Origin of the sequence: Streptomyces rapamycinicus NRRL 5491 (assembly GCF_024298965.1) — a bacterium.
GTDB classification, from domain to species: Bacteria; Actinomycetota; Actinomycetes; order Streptomycetales; family Streptomycetaceae; genus Streptomyces; species Streptomyces rapamycinicus.
Genome location: NZ_CP085193.1, coordinates 11,737,256 through 11,759,220, shown reverse-complemented (window position 1 = coordinate 11,759,220; position 21,965 = coordinate 11,737,256). Strand labels below are relative to the sequence as shown.

Here is a 21,965-nt window from a genome sequence, read left to right as displayed (position 1 = left end):
CACCGCGGAACGTCGTGATCGTGGGTGCCTCGGTCGCGGGGCTCACCGCGGCCGTCACACTGCGCACCGAGGGATACGGCGGAAGGCTCACCCTCATCGGCGACGAGCCCCACACTCCCTACAACCGGCCGCCGTTGTCCAAGCAGATCCTGGCGGGCACCTGGGAGCCGGACCGGATCAAGCTGCGCACCAACGAGGAGCTGTCCGCGCTCGACGCGCGGCTGCTGTTCGGCAGATCCGCCACCGGTCTGGACACCGACGCCCGCCGGGTGGTGCTGGACGGCGGCGACAGCGTCTCCTACGACGCCCTGGTCATCGCCACCGGTGTCACCCCCAACAGCCTGCCCGGCGCCCACCATCTGGCCGGGGTGCATCTGCTGCGCACCCTCGACGACGCCCTCGCCCTGCGCGCCGATCTGCGCCGCGAACCCGATGTGAAGGTGGCGGTGGTCGGCGCGGGTTTCCTCGGCTCGGAGGCCGCGGCGGCGGCCCGCCGGATGCGGCTGGACGTCACCATGATCGACCCCCGGCCGGTGCCGATGCGACGGCAGTTCGGCGACCGGATAGCCGCTCTGGTCGGGCGGTTGCACAAGAAGAACGGGGTATCCATGCGCTGTGGCACCGGGGTGCGGCGGTTCTTCGAGTCCGGCGGGCGGGTGACGGGGCTCGAACTCACCGACGGCACACTGCTGGACGCCGATGTCGTGGTGGTCGCCATCGGTGCCGCCCCGGCGATCGGCTGGCTGGCCGGATCCGGCCTCGAGCTGCGCAACGGTGTCGAATGCGATCCCACCTGCCGCGCGGCGCCCGGAGTGTACGCGGCCGGTGATGTCGCCTCGTGGCACAACAACCACTTCGGCTGCCGGATGCGGCTGGAACACCGGCTGAACGCCACGGAACAGGCGCGGGCCGTCGCCCACAATGTGCTCGGCGAGAACCAGCCGTTCGCCCCCGTACCGTACTTCTGGACCGATCAGTACGACGCCCATATCCAGGCGTACGGCGTCTTTCCCGCCGATGCCGAACTCGCCGTGCTCCACGGTGAGCTCGAGGGCGGCCACTTCGTCGTCGCCTATGGACACCGGGGCCGGGTGGTCGGGGTGCTCGGCTGGAACAGCCCGTGCGAGCTGCGCAAACTGCGTCAACTCGTGGTTGACCGGGCACCGTGGGCATCGATCCTGCCCGCTCCCCAGGCGGTGTGGCCCGGCCGACACCTCTCGGCCAGTCTCCGGTGACCGCGAGGTCAATTTCCGGCCATGCACTCTCGCGAGGCTGGCCGGGTGCTGGTCCGTCGCCTTCTCCTTCAACGTGTCGCCGTCGCTCCCGGCCACTGCCGGCTCCTCGGGCTCGCCGGGTCGGTGGCCCTGGCAGCGGGTGGGGCGACCGCCGGAGCGCTACCGGTGGGGGACGCCCTCACCCCTGACTCCGGGAGAGAGGCGCTCGGGCTGATCGGCACCTACTTCGGGCTGGTGCTGCTGATCGCGGCGTGGTGGCTGCTGGGGCGCGAGGTGCGCGGGCCGAAGCCGCCCGGCCCGCGCTCCCTGCTGATCACGCTCGCCACCTGGGCGGCCCCCCTGCTGCCCGGGCCGCCGCTGTTCAGCCGGGATGTGTACAGCTATCTCGCACAGGGCGCGATGGTGCACGCCCGCATCGACGTCTACACCCACGGCCCCATCCGCCTCGGCGGGCCGCTGGCGGACGAGGTGGCGCCGGTGTGGCAGCACACCCCGACGCCGTACGGCCCGGTCTCGCTGGCCTTCGAATCGGCCGTCGCCCACGCCTCGCGCGCCGAGCCGTCGCTCGGGGTGATCGGGCTGCGGCTGATCGCGCTGCTCGGGGTGGCGCTGATGGTGCTCGCGCTGCCCGTTCTGGCCCGCCGCTGCGGCACCGATCCGAGCGCCGCCCTGTGGCTGGGCGGCCTCAACCCGCTCCTGCTGCTGCATCTGGTGGGCGGGGCGCACAATGATGCCGTGATGCTCGGGCTGCTCGGGGCCGGGTTGGTGGCCGCGACGGGCCGATGGCCGGCCTGTGGCGCGGTGCTGGTCACGCTCGCCGCCCTGGTCAAGGCCCCGGCGGCGCTGGGGCTGCTGGCGGTCGCCACGCTGTGGGCGCGCCGGGTGGAGGGCAGCGGGCGCCGCGTCGGCGCCGTGGCGGCCACCGCCGCGCTGTCCCTGGCCACCACGGGGGTGGCGACGGCCGTGACCGGCACCGGCTACGGCTGGATCTCCGCGCTCACCACCCCGGCCTCACCGGACAACTGGGCGCTGACCAGCACCCTCGGCCGCGCCACCGGCGCCCTGCTGGAGGCCGTCGGCAGCGGTCTGGCGCCGCTGGCCGCGCCCGCGTGGCACGGTCTGGGGCTGCTGGCCACCGCCGTGGCCATCGGGGCCGCCTGGCTGCGCCCGCCCCGCCCCCGGCCGGTGTACGCGCTGGGGCTGAGCCTGATCGCGGTGGCCGTGCTGGGCCCGGCGATCCGGCCCTGGTACGTGCTGTGGGGGCTGTTCGTGATCGCCGCGGCCGGTCCGGGCGGCACGGTGCGCAAGGCGGTGGTGGCCGGGAGCGGGGTGCTCGCGCTGGCCGTGCTGCCCAATGGGTTCGCGCCGGATTCGCGGCAGCTGACGTACGCCGTGTGCGGGGGTGCGCTGGCGGTGTGCGCGCTGTGGTGCGTACGGCACGCGCCGGGGTTCGCCGCCGGCGACGCGCTGCCCGCCGTCCCCGGCGGCCACCGATCGGGGCGTTCGGCATGACGGGGCCCGCCACCGCACGCGGACGGCTGGTGCTGGCGCTCGCCCTCACGGTGGCGGTGGCGCTGTTCCTGGCCTTCGTCCCGCTGCACCGGCACTGGTTCGACCTCAACGTCTACTACGACGCGGTGGGCCACTGGATGCGGGACGGCCGCATCTACGACTTCACCATCCCCGGTGCGGACGGGGCGGACTACGGCTTCACCTATCCGCCCTTCGCGGCGCTGTGCATGCTGCCGATGGCCCTGTTCACCTGGCCGGCCGCGATCACCCTGAGCATGGTGCTCAACGTGGCCGCCTCGGCGACCCTGCTGACCTGGCTGATCGGGCCGATCGTGCGGCGGCACGGCTGGAACAAGTGGTTCGCCTTCGTGGTGGCGGCCTGTCTGTTCGTCCTCCTGGAGCCGGTGCGGGACACCTTCAGCTTCGGGCAGGTCAACCTGCTGCTGCTGGTGCTGGTGTTCTTCGACGCCCGGCTGCTGTCCACGGGGCGCGGCCGGTTCGCCGGCTGCGGTATCGGGCTCGCCGCCGCCATCAAGCTCACCCCGGCGATCTTCATCGGCTATCTGCTGATCACCCGGAGGTGGCGCGCCGCCGCGACCGCCACGGCCACCGCCGCGGCCGCCACCCTGCTGGCCCTTGCGGTGGCGCCGGGGGCCTCGCGGGTCTACTGGACCGAGGCGCTGTGGGACACCGACCGGATCGGGGTACTCTCCTACGTCTCCAACCAGTCGTGGGAAGGGGTGCTGGCCCGGCTGGTCGATCCGGTGGAGCCGAGCGGGGTGGTGTGGGCGCTCGGGGTGCTCGCCGTACTGGCCGTCTGGGCGCACCGGGTGCGCTCCGCGGTGGCCGTCGGGGACGAGCGGGCCGGGTTCGCGCTGACCGGGGTGACCGCCTGTCTCATCAGCCCCATCACCTGGGTGCACCATCTGGTGTGGCTGATTCCGGCCCTGGCGGTGCTGGTCGACAGCGGGCTGCGGCCGGACGCGCCACCGGCCCGGCGCAGGCTGCTGCTCCAGGCCGGTGCGGTGGTGTACGTGCTGCTGTGCAGCAGTGTGGTGTGGCTGTGGCGGGTCGACTCCACCGGGGTCGACGGCTTCCTCGGCAGCAACACCTATGTGTGGATCTGCCTCGGCCTGCTGATCGCGCTCCCGCTGCGCGGCGCGCGCTCCGCGACGATGCTGAGCCAAGAGCCGTATCCGGCACGTATCCCATGACCGACAGGAGTGTCCGGACCGATGCCTGAAGCGATGCCGCGCCCCGCGGAGCAGCCCCTGGACCGGCCCGCGGAGCGCACGGAGCGCCGGTCCCGGTACCGGCGGCTGCCGCTGCGCCAGATCCTGTGTCTGCTGCCGCTGCTCGTCGTGGCCGTCTGGGTGGTCCAGCACCGCTCGCTGATCGGCTCCGGCGCCCGTCAGATGTTCACCGCCAATCCGTACTGGCTGCTGACGGCGGTTGCCACCACCGGGCTCGGCTGGGTGGCGGTGTCGTTCGCCCGGCAGGGCACGGTGCTGGAGCGGCTGCCGGCCAGGCGGCTGTTCGCCACCCAGTTCGCCGCCGGGGCGGCCAACCATCTGCTGCCGTCGGGGATCGGCGCCAGCGCAGTCAACATCCGGTTCATGACGGGCTGCGGGCTGCCGCCCGCCCGCTCCTCGGCGGCGCTCGCCCTGTACTTCCTGGCGGAGGCCACGGCCCGGGTGGGGTTGCTGCTGGTGCTGCTCGTGGCGTTTCCCGAGGCGCTGCGGCTGGGCCCGCTGCTCCCGGAGTCGGTGAGCGGGACGGTGGTGGCCGGGGTGGTCGCGGCGGCCGGGGTGCTGGTGGCCGGGGTGGCCCTGATCCGTCCGGTGCGCCGGCTCGTGATGACGTTCCTGCGCACCGCGCTGGCCGACGCCCGTTCGCTGCACATGCGGCCGTCCAGGGCGCTGGCGCTGTGGGGCGGTTCGCTGGCGTTTCCGCTGCTCCAGGCGACGGGGCTGGTGGCGGTCGCGCTGGCGCTCGAGCTCGAGGTGCGGCCGGCGCACGTGATGCTCGCGTATCTGGCCGCCACGGCGGTGGCCGCCGTGGTCCCCGCCCCCGGTGGTATCGGCTCGGTCGACGCGGCGCTGGTCATCGCGCTGGTGGCGGCGGGGGCGCCGGTCGAGTCGGCCACGTCCACGGTGCTGGCGTACCGCTTCATCACGGTGTGGCTGCCGCTGATCCCCGGGGCGCTGGTGCTGGGCGGGCTGGTGCGTTGGAAGATCGTCTGACCCGGCGGGGTCAGAGCCTGTGTCATATCCCCGGCCGGATCAGCGTGCGGCGTCAGGGGGCACCTCCCAGCGTTAGCTGGAGGAGCGTGCCAGGCGTCGCACGCCCGGCCGGGGATATGACACAGGCTCTCAGGGCCGGCGCAGGGTGAGGACGTCGTCGGGCCGGACGTCGACGTGCGAGCCGAGGAGGGCCCCGACCCGGTCGAGGGTTCCGCCCAGCCATGCGGCGTCGTCGTGGCCGGTGCGCTCCAGCCGCATCCGCCGGGACCGCAGGGGCACCATGCGAAGGCTCACCAGGCGGCCGGTGTCCGGGTCCAGCCCGGGGAAGTAGAGCAGCCGCAGATCGTCGCGGTACCGCTCATAGCCGCCGATGCCCTCGTAGTCGTCGACCATGTCGCCGCAGCCGTAGAGGACCAGCTTGCCGCGGTACACCTCGAGGGGGCGGGGGTGGTGGGAGGAATGGCCGTGGACGAGGTCCACGCCTCCGTCGATCAGGGCATGGGCGAAGTGGATCTGGTCCGGTGAGACGCCGTACCCCCAGTTGCCGCCCCAGTGGACCGAGGCGACGGCGAGGTCGCCGGGGCGCTTGAGCTGCCGTACCCGGACGGTGATCGCGTACGCGCGGGCGTCCGACAGTTCGGGCAGGAAGTCGACCCCGGACCGGTTCCCGGTCGCGGCCCACCGGCCCGGGATGCCGCTGGAGGCCGTGCCGAACGAGAAGACCAGCACCCGGCGGCGGTCCCCGGCCGGGACGACGGCGGGGCGCCGCGCGGCGGCCGCGTCACGGCCCGCTCCGGCCACCCGGAGGCCGGCGGCGGCCAGCGAGTCGAGCGTCTCGTCGAGCCCGCGCCGGCCGCCGTCGAGGACATGGTTGTTGGCCAGGACGCAGACATCGGGCCGGACCGCGGTCAGACAGGGGAGGTTGTCCGGGCTCATCCGGTAGTGGACGTCCTTCCCCGGGGCGAACTCATCACTGCGGGTGACGCTCGTCTCCAGGTTGAGCACCCGCACCTCGGGCGCCTCCTCGTCCAGCACCGCAAGGGCGTCGCCCCAGGGCCAGGAGAAGTCCACCGGGCGCGGGATCGGGCCGTTGGCCTCCTCGGCCAGCTCCACATAGGCCCGGGAGTCGCGGATGTAGGGCTCGTGGAGCTCCGGATCGCCCGGATGCGGCAGGATCTGGTCGACACCGCGGGCGAGCATCACATCGCCGCAGAGGAACAGCGTCACCGCCGTGTCGTGCATATCTCAACGATAGGCGTGCGTCGCCATGAGTGACCGTGGCCGGGGCGGGGACCCGGCGGGGCGGACGCGCAGGGAGGTGCGGCGGATGAACAGAGCGGAGACGAGTGAGAGCCCGCTGCGGCCCGGGGACCTGGAGGAGGCCACGGCCCGGCTGTCGGAGCAGGCGGACCGGCTGCGGTCGCAGCTCGCCCGGAACGAGGAGACCGCTTCGGCGTTGCGCGCGGACTGCGATCTCGACGCCGCGGACACGGGTGCCAAGGCCATGACGCTCAGGGAGCTCCACTCGCGGGCGGAGACGGACGCGGCCCTGCTGGAGCGGACCGTCGCGGCGCTGGACCGGCTGCGCGGCGGATCCTTCGGGATCTGCACGCGGTGCGGCCGGCCTCAGGGCCGGGAGCGGGCGCTGGCCCTGCCCCACGCGGAGCTGTGCGTCGTATGCGCCGGGGAGCGGGGGCGGGGCCGGGCGGCTGATCGGGCGACTGATGACGCGCGCCCCGCGCACGGCGTCCGGGCGCGCGGCCGTGGCCGCCGGGGGCGTGGGCGTCACCCGGGCAGCGGGCGTGGGCACGCGGGCCGCCGGGGGCGTGGGCGTCACGCGGCACGGGCGCCGACCTCCTGGCCCAGGTGGGCGCAGGTGCGGTTGATGAGCCGGGAGACATGCATCTGGGAGATGCCGAGCCGATCGGCGATCCGGCTCTGGGTCTCGTCGCAGAAGAATCGCAGGTAGAGGATCTCCCGCTCCCGCTCGGGAAGCCTGCGCAGGCACGGCTTGAGGGATTCGCGCTGGACCACCCGCTCGTAGGAGGACTCGGTGGCGCCGAGGGTGTCCACCAGTGCGTAGCCGTCGTCGGCGCCGCGCAGTGCGGCGTCCAGCGACAGCGTGCGGAAGCTGTCGAGCGCCTCCATGCCGACGAGGACGTCCTCCTCGGTCATGCCGGTGTGCCGGGCGATGTCCTTGACGCTGGGCGAACGGTCGTCCGGTGAGCGGGTCAGCTCCTGCACGGCGGTGCGGACCCGGTTGCGCAGCTCCTGGACCCGGCGCGGGACGTGCAGGCCCCACATGTGGTCGCGGAAGTGCCGCTTGACCTCTCCGACCACGGTGGGGACGGCGTAGCTCTCGAAGGCCGAACCCCGGTCCGGCTCATAGCGCTTGACCGCCTTGACCAGTCCGACCATGGCCACCTGCCGCAGATCCTCGGAGCTTTCACCGCGATTGCGGAACTGTGCGGCGATGCGCTCGGCCATCGGCATCCAGGCCCGGACGACATCCTGTCGCAGGGTCTCCCTCTCCTGACCGTCCGGCAGATCGGCGATCCGGCGGAAGTCGGCGGAGGTGTCGGGGGCGTCGTCGTGTGCGTGCTTGGGGTGTGTTCGGGGGTGTGCTCGTGCGGACGTCATGGGCGGTCTCCCTTGGGCTGTCGTCGGTGTCACCACAGGATCTGGCAATCCGGACAACTCGGGCGACCGTGAACACGCCTTCCGCAGCCGGGCTGCTCCCGTGGCGTGCCTCCGGTCCGAAGCACACTGTTCGCGTGCCCTTCCTCGGCATGGCGAAACGGAGTTCGCCTCCATGGCCGCCGGTCCATCCGGTGCGCCGTACGTCACATCGGTCCGATTCCTGACCGTATGGGCATGCGGGAAGAGCCCACGACAAGGATCCGGCCCACGATCAAGATTTACGGAGGCTTTCCCGCCGTTTCGCCCATCCGCCGTTGTCCGTACCGTCTTGGCGGAAGAGACTGCACCGGTTCCCCCGCTTCCCTTCGAACGCCACAGGAGACCGGAGCGCCATGACCTCCATAGACCGTCGAAGATTCATGCAACTTGCCGGCACCGGCACGGCCATGTCCCTCCTCTCCGCCAGCATCGCGCGCGCCGCGGAGATTCCGGCGAACCGCCGGACCGGAAGCCTGCGGGACATCGAGCACATCGTCGTGCTGATGCAGGAGAACCGCTCCTTCGACCACTACTTCGGAACCCTGCGCGGGGTACGGGGATTCGGCGATCCGCGGCCGGTGCGGCTGCCCAGCGGCAAGCCGGTGTGGCACCAGTCCGACGGCTCCAAGGAGGTCCTGCCGTTCCGTCCCGAGGTGAACGACCTCGGGCTGCAGTTCCTCCAGGACCTGCCGCACGGCTGGGGCGACGGCCATGTGGCGTTCAACGACGGCGCGTACGACAAGTGGGTGCCCTCGAAGTCGGCCACCACCATGGCGTATCTGACCCGCGAGGACATTCCGTTCCACTACGCGCTGGCCGACACCTTCACCATCTGCGACGCCTACCACTGCTCGTTCATCGGCTCCACGGACCCCAACCGCTACTACCTGTGGTCCGGTTACACCGGGAACGACGGCAAGGGCGGCGGCCCGGTGCTGGACAACGCGGAGGCCGGCTACGGCTGGACCACCTACCCCGAGCGCCTGGAACAGGCCGGGGTCTCCTGGAAGATCTACCAGGACATCGGCGACGGGCTCGACGCCAAGGGCGGCTGGGGCTGGATCGACGACGCCTACCGCGGCAACTACGGCGACAACTCGCTGCTGTACTTCAACCAGTACCGCGACGCCAAGCCCGGCGACCCGCTGTACGACAAGGCCCGCACCGGTACCGACGCCAAGAACGGCGACGGCTTCTTCGACGTCCTGCGGGCCGATGTGAAGGCCGGGAAGCTGCCGCAGATCTCCTGGATCGCGGCCCCCGAAGCCTTCAGCGAGCACCCCAACTGGCCCGCGAACTACGGCGCCTGGTACGTCGCCCAGGTGCTGGACGCGCTCACCTCCGACCCCGAGGTGTGGAGCAGGACCGCGCTGCTCATCACCTACGACGAGAACGACGGCTTCTTCGACCACGTGGTGCCGCCGTACGCGCCCGCCGCCGAGCGGGGCGCCTCGACCGTGGACACCACCGGGGAGTTGTACGCCGGCTCCTCCGCGCAGCCCGCGGGCCCGTACGGGCTGGGGCAGCGGGTGCCGATGCTGGTGGTGTCGCCGTGGAGCAAGGGCGGCTGGGTGTGCTCGCAGACGCTGGACCACACCTCGGTCATCCGGCTGATGGAGCGGCGCTTCGGCGTCGAGGAGCCGAACATCTCGCCGTGGCGGCGGGCGGTGTGCGGCGACCTGACCGAGGCCTTCGACTTCTCCCGGACCGATGTGAAGGTCCCGGCCCTGCCGGACACCAGCGGCTACCGGCCCAAGGACAACGAGCGGCACCCGGACTACGTACCGGCGCTCCCGGCGAACCCCTCGCTGCCCCCGCAGGAGTCCGGGCTGCGCCCTGCCAGGCCGCTGCCGTACGACCTGTCGGCCGATGCCACGACCGGCGCCGACGGCGGTCTGCGGATCGACTTCGTGCACCACGGCAAGGGCACCGCCGCGCACTTCCACGTGACCTCCGCGAGCCATGAGGGCGGGCCGTGGGGCTACACCGTCGAGGCGGGCAAGCGGCTGTCCGGCAGCTGGCAGCGCTCCTCGGCGGACAACGGCGCCTATGACCTCCAGGTGCACGGTCCGGCCGGTTTCCTGCGCCACTTCACCGGCCACGCCACCGGCGAGGGCCCCGAGGTGAGCGCCCGTCACGACCGGGCGACCGGGGCGGTCGAGCTGACCCTCGTCAACCAGGGCGACGCGACGCTGCGGCTCACCGTCACCGACGGCTACCACCAGGAGAAGCAGGCGGACTACCGGCTCCGGCCGGGCGCGCGGGTGGTGCACACCGCCCGCACCGGGCGCAGCCACCATTGGTACGACCTGTCGGTGGTCTCCGACCACGACAGCGGCTATCTGCGCCGGCTGGCCGGGCATGTGGAGACCGGCCGAGCGGGGATGAGCGACCCCGCGCTCTCGGCGGACTGAGCCACCGCCACCGGCCCCTCGTCGCGCGCCCGTCCGGCTCCCCGCCGGGCGGGCGCGCGGTGCGTCTCCCCACCGCGCATGACGTGCTCGGGCCGTCAGCGCCGCGCGCCCGAGGCGCGGATGCGGAACCCGGCCGGGGTCTCGCCCGAGCGCCGCCGGAAGAACTTGGTGAAGACGGTGGCGTCCGGGAAGCCCAGCCGCTCGCCGATGGCCGTGGCGGACAGACCGGTGTGCACCAGCAGCCGCTTGGCCTCGAGCAGCACCCGGTCGTCGATGAACCGCTTGGCGCCGCATCCCACGGTGGCGCGGGTGGCCCGGGTCAGGGTGCGGACGCTGTAGCCCAGCCGGTCCGCGTAGTCCTCGACCCGGTGGGTGCGGGTGTAGTCGCGCTCCACGGCCTGCTGGAAGCGGCGGAACGCCTCGCTGCCCGCCGTGTCCCCGCTCTGGGCGCCGGGCAGATGGGCCAGCCGCAGCACGAGGACGGCGACGAGGTGGCGCACCACCTCGACATGCGCCTCCAGCGGCCCTGCCACCGTCCGGTACTCGCTCTCCAGCAGGCCCAGGACGCCTCGGACGGCCTCGGCGTCGGCGCCCTCGGGCACCACCAGCGGGGACCGGGACACGGGCCGGTCCAGCCGGGCGACGGCGGCGGTGGCGGCGCCCTCGGGCACCACCAGCGGGGACCGGGACACGGGCCGGTCCAGCCGGGCGACGGCGGCGGTGGCGGCGCCGAGATAGCCGGACGGGAAGAGCACGGCGGCGCCGTCCGCCGCGCCGAGGGCGGACCGGAACTGGTGGATCTGTCCGGGGCGCACCCACATCCAGCCGCCCTCGGTCAGCTCGTGCTCGGTGAAGTCCACCGAGCAGCGCAGCGTCCCGGAGCGCACGGTGATCAGCTGGTGGAAGGCGAGCCGCATCGGGGCGTGGACATCGAGGCCATGGCTCCGGGCGCGGGCGGCGAGTCCGGGGAAGTCCAGGACGGCCGCTCCCGGCGGGGCTCCCACGGAGGGCCGGAACGGAACCTCGGTGACATCACGGTGTCCGTTTCTGTCCATAGCGCGTCCTCAGTGTACGGCCGGTGTGCCCTGGTCCGCATCTAGCGTGGAGTGCGTTGTGGTGAACGGGTGACCGAAAGAATCCCCGTGGTCACCGCTTCCCCTTTCACCGAGAGCATTCCGCCGAGAGCAGCCGATGGGAGCGCGCCGCCGTGCGATTGATCGTGGGCATGACAGGAGCGACGGGTGCCGTGTTCGGCGTCCGGCTGCTGGAGACGCTGGCCGAGCTGCCCGAGGTGGAGACCCATCTGGTGCTCAGCCGCTGGGCGCGCACCACGATCGAGCTGGAGACCGGCCGGTCCGCCCGTGAGGTGGCCGGGCTCGCCGAGGTGACCCACTCCCCCGAGGACCAGGGCGCCGCCATCTCCTCCGGCTCCTTCCGCACCGACGGCATGATCATCGCGCCGTGCTCGATGAAGACCCTCGCCGGGATCCGCGCCGGATACGCCGACGGGCTGGTGGGCCGCGCCGCGGACGTGGTGCTCAAGGAGCGGCGCCGGCTCGTCCTCGTACCGCGGGAGACCCCGCTCAGCGAGATCCACCTCGAGAACATGCTGGCGCTCTCCCGGATGGGCGTGCGGATGGTCCCGCCCATGCCCGCCTTCTACAACCACCCCCGGTCGGTGGACGACATCGTCGACCACCTCACGGCCCGCCTCCTCGACCAGTTCGACCTGCCCGCGCCCGCCGCCAAGCGGTGGGCGGGCATGCGCGCCGCCCGCGGCCCGAAGCCCACCGCCGCCTGATTCCCCCCACCCTCCCTCATTTGGAGTCCCCATGGCCTACGACGACTTCCGCGGCTTCCTCGACGCCCTCCGGAAGGAGGATCAGCTGCTGCACATCGAGGACGAGGTGATGCCCGAGCCGGACGTCGCCGCCGCCGCGAACGCCGCCCCGCGCCTGGGCGGCCACGCCCCCGCCCTCTATTTCGACCGCGTCAAGGGCTTCACCGACGGATCGTCCATGCCGACGAAGCTCAGGTCGGTGGACGGCCGTTCGCCACCCGTGTGGGGAACGGGGCTCGGGAAGCCGGGGTGGGAGAAGTCGGCGCTGAGCCGGGGGTCGGAGAGCAGGGTCTTCTGCTCGGCGTGGCCGGTCACCACCCAGGGGGTGCTGTCGTTCCAGGACCGGACCCGGGTCAGCGGACCCCAGCTCGCCAGCCCGCGCAGCTCCGGGGACGGGTCGAAGGGGCAGACCGCGGCGCGCGGCTGGGGGAAGGCGGGGATCTCGGCCGACGCGTCGTCGGCCACGGGCGAGGTGGTCATGGTCTTCCTCCGAGGGTCGGTCGGCAGTGGGGCCCCGTTGATCAGTCCGGAGCCTCGCCCAGCTGGATCGCGGCGGCCGGGCAGACGCTCGCGGCCTCCCGGACGGCCGTGTGGTGCCCGTCGGCGGGCTCGGCGTCGAGCAGCACGACGATGCCGTCCTCCTCGCGCTGGTCGAACACCTCGGGCGCGATGAGCACACACTGGCCCGCGCCGCAGCACTTTTCCTCGTCGACGGTGATCTTCATGTCCGGGCCTCCTCGGCTGGGGAACGGCGGGTGACGGGGGCGAGCAGCAGACCGGTGATGGCGTCGGTGAGCGCGCCGGCCGTGTCGTCCCAGGACGGCTGGCGCGTACTGGTCCCCTCGGTGAGGGCGCGCTCCCGTTCGGCACAGGTGTGGGTGATCAACTGGCGGGCCATGTCGCCGCGTTCGGCCCGCACCTCGGCGGGCAGCGCGTCCAGGCAACCGCCCAGGCCGTAGAGGGTCTCCCGCAGCGGCTCCCGGGTGAGGGCCTCGTCGGTGACGATCGCCCGCAGCACGGGGTCGGTCATCACCTGGACGGCGAACCGGGCGTACCACGAGGGGACGCCCAGGGTGGCCAGGTGCTCGGTGGCGGGGCGCACCAGGCAGGCGACCCAGTCCCGGACCTCCTCGCTGCCGCGGGCCTCCGCCACCATCCGCTGCCGGATCTCCTCGATCGCCTCGGAGTGCTTGCGCATGATGGCGCGCACCAGATCCGCCCTGGTGCCGAAGTGGTAGCCGACCGCGGCGACATTGCCCTGTCCGGCCGCCTCGCTGATCTGCCGGTTCGACACCGCGACCAGGCCGTGCTCGGCGTAGAGCCGCTCCGCCGCGGTTATGATGGCCTCGCGGGTCCCGGCGGAGCGGACGGTGCGTGCGTCGGTCACCGTGGCCTCCAGTCTCCGTGGTTCCTGTGAGCTGTCGCGGCCACTCTAAAACGCGTGAATTAAATAACGCAACTGATTGAAGGGCCCGCGGGAGTCCGGGCCCTGGGGAGAACGGCGATCAGCCGGCCGCGCCGGACGCGGGCGGGCGGCAGCGCAGGGCGCTCACCGGCCCGGACAGCTCGGTGTGCCCCGCGGCGTACGGAATCAGCACGGTCTGCCCAGCGCTCACGGCCAGCGGACGTCCCCGCTCATGGCCGAGCGCCCCGGCACCGTCGAGGACCACCAGTACCGAGAAGCCCGGGTCCAGCGCGGCCGTCGGCTCGCCCCGGCACAGCTCGGCCCGGAAGGAGCTCCCGGCCTCCGGTGGCAGCACACTGGCGCCGGAGGCCACGTCCGCGCCGGGTCCGCGCAGCCGGGCGAGCGCGGCGGCGTCCACACCGGCGCGGTCCACGGCGGCCAGCGCGCGGTCGAAGCCCAGTCCCAGATGGCCCTCGCTGGCTCCGTCGATCGCATAGCCCTCCCACTCCAGCAGGACGGAGAAGTCGGTGGGCTCCTGAAGCTCCACCAGCAGCACGCCCGCTCCGATGGCATGGGGCATCCCGGCGGGGCAGAGCAGCGCGTCCCCCGCGGCCACCGGCACCCGGTGCACGGCGCCGTGCAGCGCTGCCGTATCGCCGCGCTCCACCCAGCCCGCCAGCTCATCGGCGGTGACATCGCGGCTGAAACCCATGCGGATCTCGGCGCCCGGGGCCGCGGCCACCACGAACCACGCCTCGGTCTTGCCATGGGCGCTGCCCAGATGGGCCCGGGCGAAGGCCCGGCCGGGGTGGCTGTGCAGCGGCAGCCGCTGCCCGGCGTCCAGCAGCTTGACCAGCAGCGCGGTGTCGGCTCCGTACGCCCCGGTGTGCTCGGGGCCCAGCCAGGCGCCGGGGTCGGCGGCCACGGCATCGGACAGCCGGGTGCCGTCCGGCAGCGTGGTCAGCCCGGCGGGGGCCTGGGCGAACCGCGAGGTGGTGGAGGCGACCCAGTCCTCGGGGCGATAGCCGTCGCCGTCCGGGGCGGTGCGCCGGAAGCGGGCGATGGCGCCGGAGTCGCGGTAGAAGGAGCGCGGCTGGTTCGGTGGCAGCGGGACGGGCTCGGCGGTCATCCGGGGTCCTCCCAGATCGGGCGGTGGCGGGTGAACGGGCGGTGGCGGGTGAGCCGTTGGCGAGGGGCGGTGGGCGGGTCAGGGTCGCCCACCGCCCCCGTCACGGGGCCACGACGGGCGTCAGACGGCCGGGTGCCAGTCGTGGAACCACCCCTCGGGCAGGCGGTCCAGCGCCTGGTCGAGGGAGCGCCCGGGCAGGAACGGCCTGCCGTGCTCACGGATGACCGCGTTCAGTTCGTCCAAACGGCCCCTGGCCTGCTCGATGCCCCTGGCGCGCCCCTCGGGGTCGTGGGTGGACACCGCGTCCCGCCAGATCGACCGGCCCGCCAGATAGCCGCACGCCCCGGCCTGCGCCGAGATCCGCACCTGGGTGCGGAAGTCCTCGTAGCCCACCCCGGCGGAGAGGATCACCCAGGGGACCCGCACCGAGGAGTCCAGCTCCTTGCAGGCGGCCGCGGCACGCTCCCGCCCCTGCTCGGTGTCCACGTAGCCGGGGAACTCCACCTTGAGCATGTCGACGCCCAGCCGGTCGGCGTCCACGGCGGACCGGATGATGCCCTCGACCCGCCGCTCCTTCCACTCCGCCGAGCCGGGGTCCTCCCCGGGCAGTGGGTACCAGATGGGCTCCACGACCAGGGGCAGGCTCAGCTCGGCGCATTCGGCGACCAGGTCGCGCACCACCTGGCGCTGGTGTTCGGCGGTGGCCGGGTCGCCGTCCGGGCGGTACCACCACAGCAGCTTGGCGACATCGGTGCCGGCCAGCTTGATCTGCCGGGTGGACCACCCCTCGCGGTGCCGGGTGCGGCGCGGCCCCTCGGGGATGCTGTAGTCCTCGTCCTCGATGCTGGCCATCAGGCCGACGTCGCGGGGCAGGGCGCCGCTCGCCGTCAGATGGCCGATGCCGTAGTGGGCGTCGAGGAGTACGGCGGTCACGCTGGGCGCGACGGCCCGGATCACGGCGTCCTTGGCCCGGACCACATCCGCGAAGCTCACCGTCCCGGGGTCCGGGGCCAGCAGCTCGGCGAAGTCCGAGAGATGGTCCAGGGCGCAGATCAGGAAGAAGCCGTCCGCGCTGGTCACCCGGGTCAGGCCGCGCAACTTGCCCGGATCGGTGGTCAGGTCGGAGGTGCTCATGAGGGTCCTACCTTTCAAGGGTGGTTGCTCTGGTCATTCGTAAGATCGGAGGGCCCAGGGGTTCTGGGTATGGCTGGCATGTGGGCGCCGTTGGCAAGGCTCAAAGGACTTGGCCGCCCGGGACCCCGCGACGACTCGACCGCCAATTGGGAGACGCGACTCGATCGCTGCTGTAGGACAACGTCGGCGAGGTCGTCTGCGGGTGACATGTGAGACGGCGAGCTGGCGGAGGTGGCCGTGCCCGAGATCTGGGCCGGAGTGGACATCGGCAAGGAACACCACCACTGCGTGGTGATCAACGCGGACGGCGAACGGCTGCTGTCGCGCCGGGTCCTGAACGATGAGACCGAGTTGCTTCACCTCATCGGCGATGTCCTGGCGATATCCGCGGACGTGCTGTGGGCCGTCGATCTCAACCACGGCGGAGCTGCCCTGCTGATCTGCCTGCTCCTCAGCCACGATCAGCCGATGGCCTATCTGACCGGCCTGGCAGTCCACCGTGCCTCGGCCACCTACAAGGGCGAAGGCAAGACGGACGCGAAGGACGCCTTTGTCATCGCCGACCAGGCCCGCGTTCGCCGGGACCTCGGGCTGCTGAGGCCCGGTGACGAGATCGCTGTCGACCTGCGCACGCTGACCAACCGGCGCCTTGACGTGGTCTTCGACCGCACCCGGCAGATCAACCGGCTCCGCGCCCAACTGCTGGAGATCTTCCCCGCGTTGGAGCGGTCGCTGGACCTGGTCAATAAAGGCCCGGTGATGCTGCTGACCGGCTACCAGACCCCGGCCGCGATCCGCCGCGCCGGCGTCCAGCGGATCGAGACCTGGCTGAAGAACCGCAAGGTCCGCGGTGCCGCGGCGCTGGCGAAGACGGTTGTGGAGGCCGCCCGGGCCCAGATGACCGCACTGCCCGGCGAGAAGCTGGCGGCCGCCATGGTGGTCCGCCTCGCGAAGGGGGTGATGGCCCTTGATGAGGAGATCGTCGAGCTTGACGCCCTGATCGAGGCCACGTTTCGCGAGCATCCGCACGCCGAGGTGATCCGTAGCCTGCCCGGTATGGGCCCCAAGCTCGGCGCCGAATTCATCGCCGCGACCGGCGGTGACATGGACGCCTTCGGCAGCGCCGACCGCCTGGCCGGCTTCGCCGGCCTTGCCCCCAGGCCCCGTGACTCCGGCCGCGTCAGCGGCAACCTGCGCCGCCCCCGGCGCTACCACCGCGGACTGCTGCGGTCGATGTACCTCTCGGCGATGGTCAGCATCACGACATGCCCCGCGTCCAAGGCGTACTACCAGCGGAAGAGAAGCGAGGGTAAGGGCCACAAGCAGGCCCTGCTCGCGCTCGCCCGCCGCAGGCTCAACGTCCTGTGGGCGATGATCCGTGACGGACAGTGCTACCAAGGTTCACCTCCCGTCACGACTGCGGCTTGACATCACGATTGGGAAGTCCTTTCATCAAGGGGCGTCAAGGTCGGTCGTGGTGTCGGTCGTGGTGACGGTCGTGGCGCTGGGAGGGTCGGTCGTGGTGCGGGACGGTGGCCGGTGCGGCGGGTCGTCCGGCGGGAGCGAGCGTGCGAGCAGCAGCCCGCCCACGAAGGTGTCGCCGAGGCCGATGGTGGCCGCGGGCCGGCAGAGGTGGGGCGCGGGTACGCAGTCCGCCCGCAGCCCATCCCCCAGCGAGCCGTCGGCCGGGCGGTCCTCGGTGTAACCGGCCGCGGCCGCGGGTTCGAGGTCGGCGGTGGGCTCGCCGTGGGCGGCCCGCGCGGCGGCCAGCAGACTGCCGGTCATCAGCGCGGTCCGCTGCTCGGTGGGGTCGCCGCGGTGGACCGCGAGGACCCAGCCGTCGGCGTGCACACAGACCCGCTCCAGGTGGTACGCGGTGGCGAACCGGGCCGCGGCGGTGACGGGCGAGGCACGGGCCGAGGGCCCGGCGAGCGCGGCGAGTTCGGACAGGCTCATGCCGACGGAGTCGGCCAGCGGGGCGTACTCGTCGCATCCCGCGCGCAGGGCGCGGACGGTGGCGAACTCGGCGAGCTCGAGGTGGAGCAGCGGCAGTCCGGCGTCCCGCCAGGTGCGGACGACCTCGGTGAGCCAGGCCCGGTCGGCGGGCCCGGTGCCATCCTCGGGCAGCCCGTTCATGCCGGACAGCAGGCCCGCCGCGGCGGTGCGGGCCAGTTCGCCGGAGCGGGCGGCGAACCACTCGTCGCGCTCGATCCCGTCGTCCACGAACCGCAGGATGATCCGGGAGGAACGCGGCAGCCCGTCCGGCAGTCCGGGCACGGGGGTGCCCGCGGCGAACTCCAGGACACTGTGCGGCTGCTTGACCGCACCGGGACGGCCGGGACCGCCAGGGCTGTAAGGGCTGCCGAGGCCGCCGGGACCGCTCGGATCACCCAGGCCGCCCGCACCGCCCGCACCGCCGAGGTCGCCCGGACGGCCACCGGGGCCGCCCGAACCGCCCCGGCCGTACGGGCCGTACGCGGTACGGCCCGTGGGTGTGGTGGCGGTGGCCAGTTGTCCGGCCGCGACGGTGCCGGTGGCGGTGCACAGCCGTACCTCGGGGTGGAGCACCGCCAGTTGCTCGGTGCCGCGGTCGGCCAGCGGAACGACGCTGGGCGCGCCGAGCACGGCCAGCGCCCAGGATGCCTGCGGACCGCTGCCGCCGAGTTGCACCTGGTCGGGGGCGCCGAGCAGTGTGCTCACCCACTCGGTGCCGCCCGGCCACAGCTCGACGATCTCCCCGCCGTGGCCCTGGCGGATCCGCCGGTGGACCTCGGCGGCCACCCGGCCCGCCGGTCCGGCGGTCCCCGCCCACTCGACGAGTGCGGCGATCCGGGCGGGGTCCATCCGGTAGACGTGGTCGACGCAGGCGCTGAATCCGGCGAGGACCGGTGCGGCCGTACGGGCCCGGGCGCGGACCCGCGCGGCGAGGGCGCGGTACCGGTCCGCCCAGACCTCGTCCCGGCTGACCGCCCGCAGCGGCCGCGCGGTGGCCCGCCCGGTCATTCCTTCACCGCCCCGGAGGTGATGCCCGCGACGATGCGGCGCTGGAAGAGCATGACGATCAGCACCAGCGGCACGGTGACCACGACGGAGGCGGCGGCCATGTCGCCCCAGGGGACGAAGTACTGGGACTGGAAGCCCGCGATGCCGACCGGCACGGTCTGGTGCTCGGGTGAGGAGGTGAAGGCCAGCGCGAGCATGAACTCGTTCCAGTTGGTGATGAAGCCGAGCATTCCGGCGGCCGCGATCCCGGGCAGCGCGAGCGGCAGGATCACACTGCGCAGGGTGCGCAGCAGCCCCGCCCCGTCGATGGCGGCGGCCTCGTCCAGCTGGGTGGGCAGGGACCGGAAGTGCGCGTACAGCACGAAGATCATGAGCGGCAGGGCGAGCCCGACGTACGAACTGGACAGCCCCGTATAGGTGTCGAGCAGCCCGAGGGTGTTGAGCACCAGATAGAGCGGGACGACGATCGAGATCTGCGGGAACATCGACAGGCCGAGGACCACGGCGAGCACCACGCCCTTGCCGGGCACCGGCAGCCGGGCGAGCGCATAGGTGGCCAGCGCCGCCAGCAGCAGTCCGATCGCGGTCGCGGTGACCGTGACGATGACGCTGTTGATCATGTACTTGCCGAATTCGTAGTCGGTGAAGACGGCCCGGTAGTGCTCCAGCGTGCCCGGGACGGGCAGCCAGTGCGGGGTCACCGAGGACAGATCGCGGTCCCGCTGGAACGAGGTGCTGAGCTGCCACAGGAACGGTGCGACGGACCAGAGCACGACCGCGCCGACGGCGGTCCGGAACAGCACCCGGCGGGTCAGGGCCCGGCGGCGGGCCCGGATGGCGGCGGGCGCGGCGGGGAGGGGCGCGGGGATGGCGGTCATGGCTCAGCCCTCCAGGGCGCGGTAGCGCCGGCTCAGGTAGTAGGCGAAGCCCGCGGCGATGAGCACTTCGGTGACGAAGGCGGCGGTGGCGATCATCGAGCCGTAGCCCAGTTCGAGGCCGGAGAAGAGGGTCTTGTAGCCGAAGGTGGACAGCGTCTCGGTGGAGTCCGCGGGGCCGCCGCCGGTGAGGACGTACGGCAGGTCGAAGACCCGGAAGGCGTCGAGGACCCGGATGAGCGCGGCGATCAGCAGGGCGGGCGCGATCACCGGGAGGGTGACGCAGCGGAAGGTGCACCAGGGCGAGGCGCCGTCGATCTTCGCGGACTCGCCGAGCTCCCTGGGCACGGTCTGGAGCGCGGCGAGCACCAGCAGCGCCATGAACGGGGTGGTCTTCCATATGTCGGCGAGCCCGATGGTGGGCAGCGCGGTGTGCGGATCGCCGAGGAAGTTGATGTAGCCGTCGGTCAGATGGAGCCGGGTCAGCAGGTAGTTGGCGACACCGGACTGCCCGTCGAAGATCCAGCCGAACATGCGCGAGGTGACGACGGTGGGGATGGCCCACGGGATGAGCACGGCGGCGCGGGCCCAGCCGCGGCCGCGGAAGGACTGGTGCAGCACGAGCGCGAAGCCGATGCCGAGCGCGGTCTCCACGAGCGTGGTGCCGAAGGCGAAGGCCACGGTGCGCCACCAGGCGTTCCAGAACAGGTCGTCGCCGAGCAGCCGGGACACATTGGCGGTGCCGGTGAAGTGCGATCCGGTGGAGAACCCCGCGTCGTGCAGGGACAGCCACAGGGTGCGCAGCACCGGGTATAGGGAGACGGCGAGGACGGCGGCGAGCGCGGGGGCCAGCAGGACGATGCCCACCAGGCGCGGGCCCGCGGACGAGGACTCGCGCCTGGGTACCAGGCGGCGCGGGGCGCCCTCGCCGGGTGTGAGCCGCGGCTGCTCCAGGGAGGGTGCGCGGTGCTTGCCGCGCAGCGGGGTGTGCCCGGGCGTTCTGTGGAAGAAGGCGAGGTGGCCCATCAGACGATCGCCTCCAGGTCGCGCCGGGCGGAGCGGAGGGTGCCGCGCACATCGCCGTAGACCAGGGCGCGGGAGACCGCGGACTGGAGGGCGAGGCTGACCCGGGAGTAGTGCGGGGTGACGGGGCGGGGCACGCCGTTGCCGAACGCCTCCTTCAGCTTGACCATCGCGGGCTGGCCCTCGGCCAGCTTCTTCTCGTCGTAGACCGAGACGCGGGAGGGGGCGTTGCCGAAGTCGAGCGCGAAGGCGAGCTGGGCCTCGGTGCCGGCGAGCCAGTGCAGGAAGTCCATGGCGCCTTCCTTGTTGCGGGATCCCGCCGCGACGCCGAGCTGATAGCCACCGAGGCAGGAGGAGGACGTGCCGCCGGGGAAACTGGGCAGCGGGGCGACGCCGACCTTGCCGACGACCTTGGACTGGTCCGGGTTCTGGGAGACGCCGTAGACATAGCTCCAGTGCCGCATCATCCCGACCCGGCCCGCGGTGAAGGGGCGGCGGCTGGGCTCCTCGTCCCACGAGAACACCTCGGACGGGCTGACCTTGTAGCGGTACACCAGGTCGCGCATGAACTGGACGGCCTCGACGCATGCGGGGCTGTCCACGCGCACCGCGCCCGAGGGGTCGATGATGTGGCCACGGTTGGAGGCGATGAACTCGACCAGGTCGCACAGGAGGATCTCGGCCTGCTTGGCCTGCCACAGATAGCCCATGGGCACCCGGCGGTGCCGCATCTCGGCCGCGAGGTCGGCCAGTTGGTGCCAGTCGGTCGGCGGCTTGCGGCCGAGCGCCCGCATCAGGTCGGTGCGGTAGTAGAGGCCGCCCGCGTCCACGTACCAGGGCAGGGCGACGAGTCGGCCCCGATAGGTGCACGCCTCGACCACACCGGGGAAGAAGGAGCGCCGCAGCGCCGCGGAGACGTCCCTGTCCAGCGGGTGCGCCCAGCCCGCCGCGGCCAGTTCGGCGATCCACACCACGTCCTGGGCGAAGACGTCGACCGTGCCGTCCTTGCGCGCCAGCAGCTGGGTGAGCTGCTGATGGCATTCGGTGCTGGAGCTGGGCGGCGGCAGATCGCGCACGGTGACCCGGTAGCGGGTCTGGGCGGCGTTGTAGCGGTCGGCGAACGACTGCATACCGGCCGCGCCACCGGTGAACGCCGCGCAGGCGAAGGTGAGTTCTCTTCTGCGGCCACCGCCTCCGCCGACGCTCCGGCCGGGCTCATCGCCCCCGCAGGCGGTGAGCGCGGGGGCGGCGGCGAGGCCGCCGAGGGCGGTGGCGGCGGTGGCGGCGGTGGCGGCGACCCGTCGGCGGGTCCAGGGCGGCTCGGGGCGTATGGGTGGGTGGTGCGGCTCCACGGCGACTCCATTGACGCGCAGAAAGGCGTACAAAGCTGCGCTGGTTTATGCGGCTCTTTGCTGCAAGCTACGGCGGCCACACCCCACGGTCAAGGGTCGTGCTGCGGCTTCTTGCGGTAAG

General features: G+C 72.6%; 19 protein-coding genes and 2 pseudogenes. 9 read left to right on the top strand and 12 right to left on the bottom strand.

Features of this window, described 5'->3' with window-relative positions:
* The first annotated feature begins 20 nt into the window (after positions 1–20).
* Genes LIV37_RS48270 through LIV37_RS48255 form a run of 4 tightly spaced genes read left to right on the top strand, consistent with a single transcriptional unit; the run spans position 21 to position 4,990 of the window.
* On the top strand, positions 21–1,235 hold the full coding sequence (locus tag LIV37_RS48270) for an NAD(P)/FAD-dependent oxidoreductase (protein WP_243146519.1): 1,215 nt from the start codon (positions 21–23) through the stop codon (positions 1,233–1,235).
* 21 nt (positions 1,236–1,256) lie between these two features.
* Positions 1,257–2,747 (top strand): polyprenol phosphomannose-dependent alpha 1,6 mannosyltransferase MptB, encoded by a 1,491-nt coding sequence (gene mptB / locus LIV37_RS48265; protein WP_167525944.1) that lies wholly within the window; start codon positions 1,257–1,259, stop codon positions 2,745–2,747.
* Positions 2,744–3,961 (top strand): glycosyltransferase 87 family protein, encoded by a 1,218-nt coding sequence (locus LIV37_RS48260; RefSeq protein WP_020874377.1) that lies wholly within the window; start codon positions 2,744–2,746, stop codon positions 3,959–3,961. The genes mptB and LIV37_RS48260 overlap by 4 nt, the downstream gene beginning before the upstream one ends.
* Before the next feature lie 21 nt (positions 3,962–3,982).
* Positions 3,983–4,990, top strand: coding sequence for a lysylphosphatidylglycerol synthase transmembrane domain-containing protein (locus tag LIV37_RS48255; RefSeq protein WP_121826497.1), 1,008 nt, complete (start codon positions 3,983–3,985; stop codon positions 4,988–4,990).
* 129 nt (positions 4,991–5,119) lie between these two features.
* Here LIV37_RS48255 and LIV37_RS48250 read toward each other — a convergent pair whose 3' ends face one another.
* Positions 5,120–6,232 (bottom strand): CapA family protein, encoded by a 1,113-nt coding sequence (locus tag LIV37_RS48250; protein WP_020874375.1) that lies wholly within the window; start codon positions 6,230–6,232, stop codon positions 5,120–5,122.
* 25 nt (positions 6,233–6,257) lie between these two features.
* Between LIV37_RS48250 and LIV37_RS52290 the strand changes: the two are divergent.
* Positions 6,258–6,635: pseudogene (locus LIV37_RS52290) on the top strand (hypothetical protein); the annotation flags it as partial.
* A gap of 188 nt (positions 6,636–6,823) precedes the next feature.
* Here LIV37_RS52290 and LIV37_RS48245 read toward each other — a convergent pair.
* Positions 6,824–7,630 carry a SigB/SigF/SigG family RNA polymerase sigma factor gene (locus LIV37_RS48245; RefSeq protein WP_020874373.1) on the bottom strand — a complete coding sequence of 269 codons (807 nt, stop codon included), beginning with the start codon at positions 7,628–7,630 and terminating at the stop codon, positions 6,824–6,826.
* A 392-nt stretch (positions 7,631–8,022) separates the two neighbouring features.
* Here LIV37_RS48245 and LIV37_RS48240 point away from each other — a divergent pair, with 392 nt between their 5' ends.
* On the top strand, positions 8,023–10,083 hold the full coding sequence (locus tag LIV37_RS48240) for a phosphocholine-specific phospholipase C (protein ID WP_121826498.1): 2,061 nt from the start codon (positions 8,023–8,025) through the stop codon (positions 10,081–10,083).
* A 95-nt stretch (positions 10,084–10,178) separates the two neighbouring features.
* Here the strand turns inward: LIV37_RS48240 and LIV37_RS48235 are convergent, their stop codons facing one another.
* A complete protein-coding gene (locus tag LIV37_RS48235) occupies positions 10,179–11,138 on the bottom strand; it encodes an AraC family transcriptional regulator (protein ID WP_020874371.1) in 960 nt (319 codons plus the stop codon).
* Positions 11,139–11,290: 152 nt separating this feature from the next.
* Here LIV37_RS48235 and LIV37_RS48230 point away from each other — a divergent pair, with 152 nt between their 5' ends.
* Positions 11,291–11,884, top strand: coding sequence for a non-oxidative hydroxyarylic acid decarboxylases subunit B (locus LIV37_RS48230; protein ID WP_121826499.1), 594 nt, complete (start codon positions 11,291–11,293; stop codon positions 11,882–11,884).
* 31 nt (positions 11,885–11,915) lie between these two features.
* A pseudogene (locus tag LIV37_RS52285) lies at positions 11,916–12,026 on the top strand (hypothetical protein); the annotation flags it as partial.
* Positions 12,027–12,061: 35 nt separating this feature from the next.
* Here LIV37_RS52285 and LIV37_RS48220 read toward each other — a convergent pair.
* From LIV37_RS48220 to LIV37_RS48200, 5 genes are all read right to left on the bottom strand, one after another.
* The gene (locus tag LIV37_RS48220) at positions 12,062–12,403 is read right to left on the bottom strand and encodes a hypothetical protein (RefSeq protein ID WP_020874368.1); all 342 of its coding nucleotides are present in this window, start codon (positions 12,401–12,403) and stop codon (positions 12,062–12,064) included.
* 41 nt (positions 12,404–12,444) lie between these two features.
* Positions 12,445–12,648, bottom strand: coding sequence for a ferredoxin (locus tag LIV37_RS48215; RefSeq protein ID WP_020874367.1), 204 nt, complete (start codon positions 12,646–12,648; stop codon positions 12,445–12,447).
* Positions 12,645–13,310 carry a TetR/AcrR family transcriptional regulator gene (locus tag LIV37_RS48210; protein ID WP_020874366.1) on the bottom strand — a complete coding sequence of 222 codons (666 nt, stop codon included), beginning with the start codon at positions 13,308–13,310 and terminating at the stop codon, positions 12,645–12,647. Before LIV37_RS48210 ends, LIV37_RS48215 begins: the two co-directional genes overlap by 4 nt.
* 118 nt (positions 13,311–13,428) lie before the next feature.
* Entirely contained in the window at positions 13,429–14,457 is a 1,029-nt protein-coding gene (locus tag LIV37_RS48205) for a class I mannose-6-phosphate isomerase (protein ID WP_020874365.1), read from the bottom strand.
* A gap of 120 nt (positions 14,458–14,577) precedes the next feature.
* Positions 14,578–15,591 (bottom strand): tagatose 1,6-diphosphate aldolase, encoded by a 1,014-nt coding sequence (locus LIV37_RS48200; RefSeq protein WP_020874364.1) that lies wholly within the window; start codon positions 15,589–15,591, stop codon positions 14,578–14,580.
* A 231-nt stretch (positions 15,592–15,822) separates the two neighbouring features.
* Here LIV37_RS48200 and LIV37_RS48195 point away from each other — a divergent pair, with 231 nt between their 5' ends.
* On the top strand, positions 15,823–17,019 hold the full coding sequence (locus LIV37_RS48195; RefSeq protein WP_167525938.1) for an IS110 family RNA-guided transposase: 1,197 nt from the start codon (positions 15,823–15,825) through the stop codon (positions 17,017–17,019).
* A 24-nt stretch (positions 17,020–17,043) separates the two neighbouring features.
* On the opposite strand, the gene LIV37_RS48190 is transcribed toward LIV37_RS48195, so the two are convergent.
* The 4 genes from LIV37_RS48190 to LIV37_RS48175 are packed head-to-tail and all read right to left on the bottom strand — an operon-like array spanning position 17,044 to position 21,844.
* Positions 17,044–18,594, bottom strand: a complete 1,551-nt coding sequence (locus LIV37_RS48190; RefSeq protein WP_121826500.1) for an ADP-dependent glucokinase/phosphofructokinase — start codon at positions 18,592–18,594, stop codon at positions 17,044–17,046.
* Complete coding sequence (locus LIV37_RS48185) at positions 18,591–19,472, bottom strand: carbohydrate ABC transporter permease (RefSeq protein ID WP_020874363.1); 882 nt, start codon at positions 19,470–19,472, stop codon at positions 18,591–18,593. The genes LIV37_RS48190 and LIV37_RS48185 overlap by 4 nt, the downstream gene beginning before the upstream one ends.
* Before the next feature lie 3 nt (positions 19,473–19,475).
* Positions 19,476–20,495 (bottom strand): carbohydrate ABC transporter permease, encoded by a 1,020-nt coding sequence (locus LIV37_RS48180; RefSeq protein ID WP_020874362.1) that lies wholly within the window; start codon positions 20,493–20,495, stop codon positions 19,476–19,478.
* A complete protein-coding gene (locus LIV37_RS48175) occupies positions 20,495–21,844 on the bottom strand; it encodes an ABC transporter substrate-binding protein (protein ID WP_020874361.1) in 1,350 nt (449 codons plus the stop codon). The genes LIV37_RS48180 and LIV37_RS48175 overlap by 1 nt, the downstream gene beginning before the upstream one ends.
* Positions 21,845–21,965 lie beyond the last annotated feature (121 nt).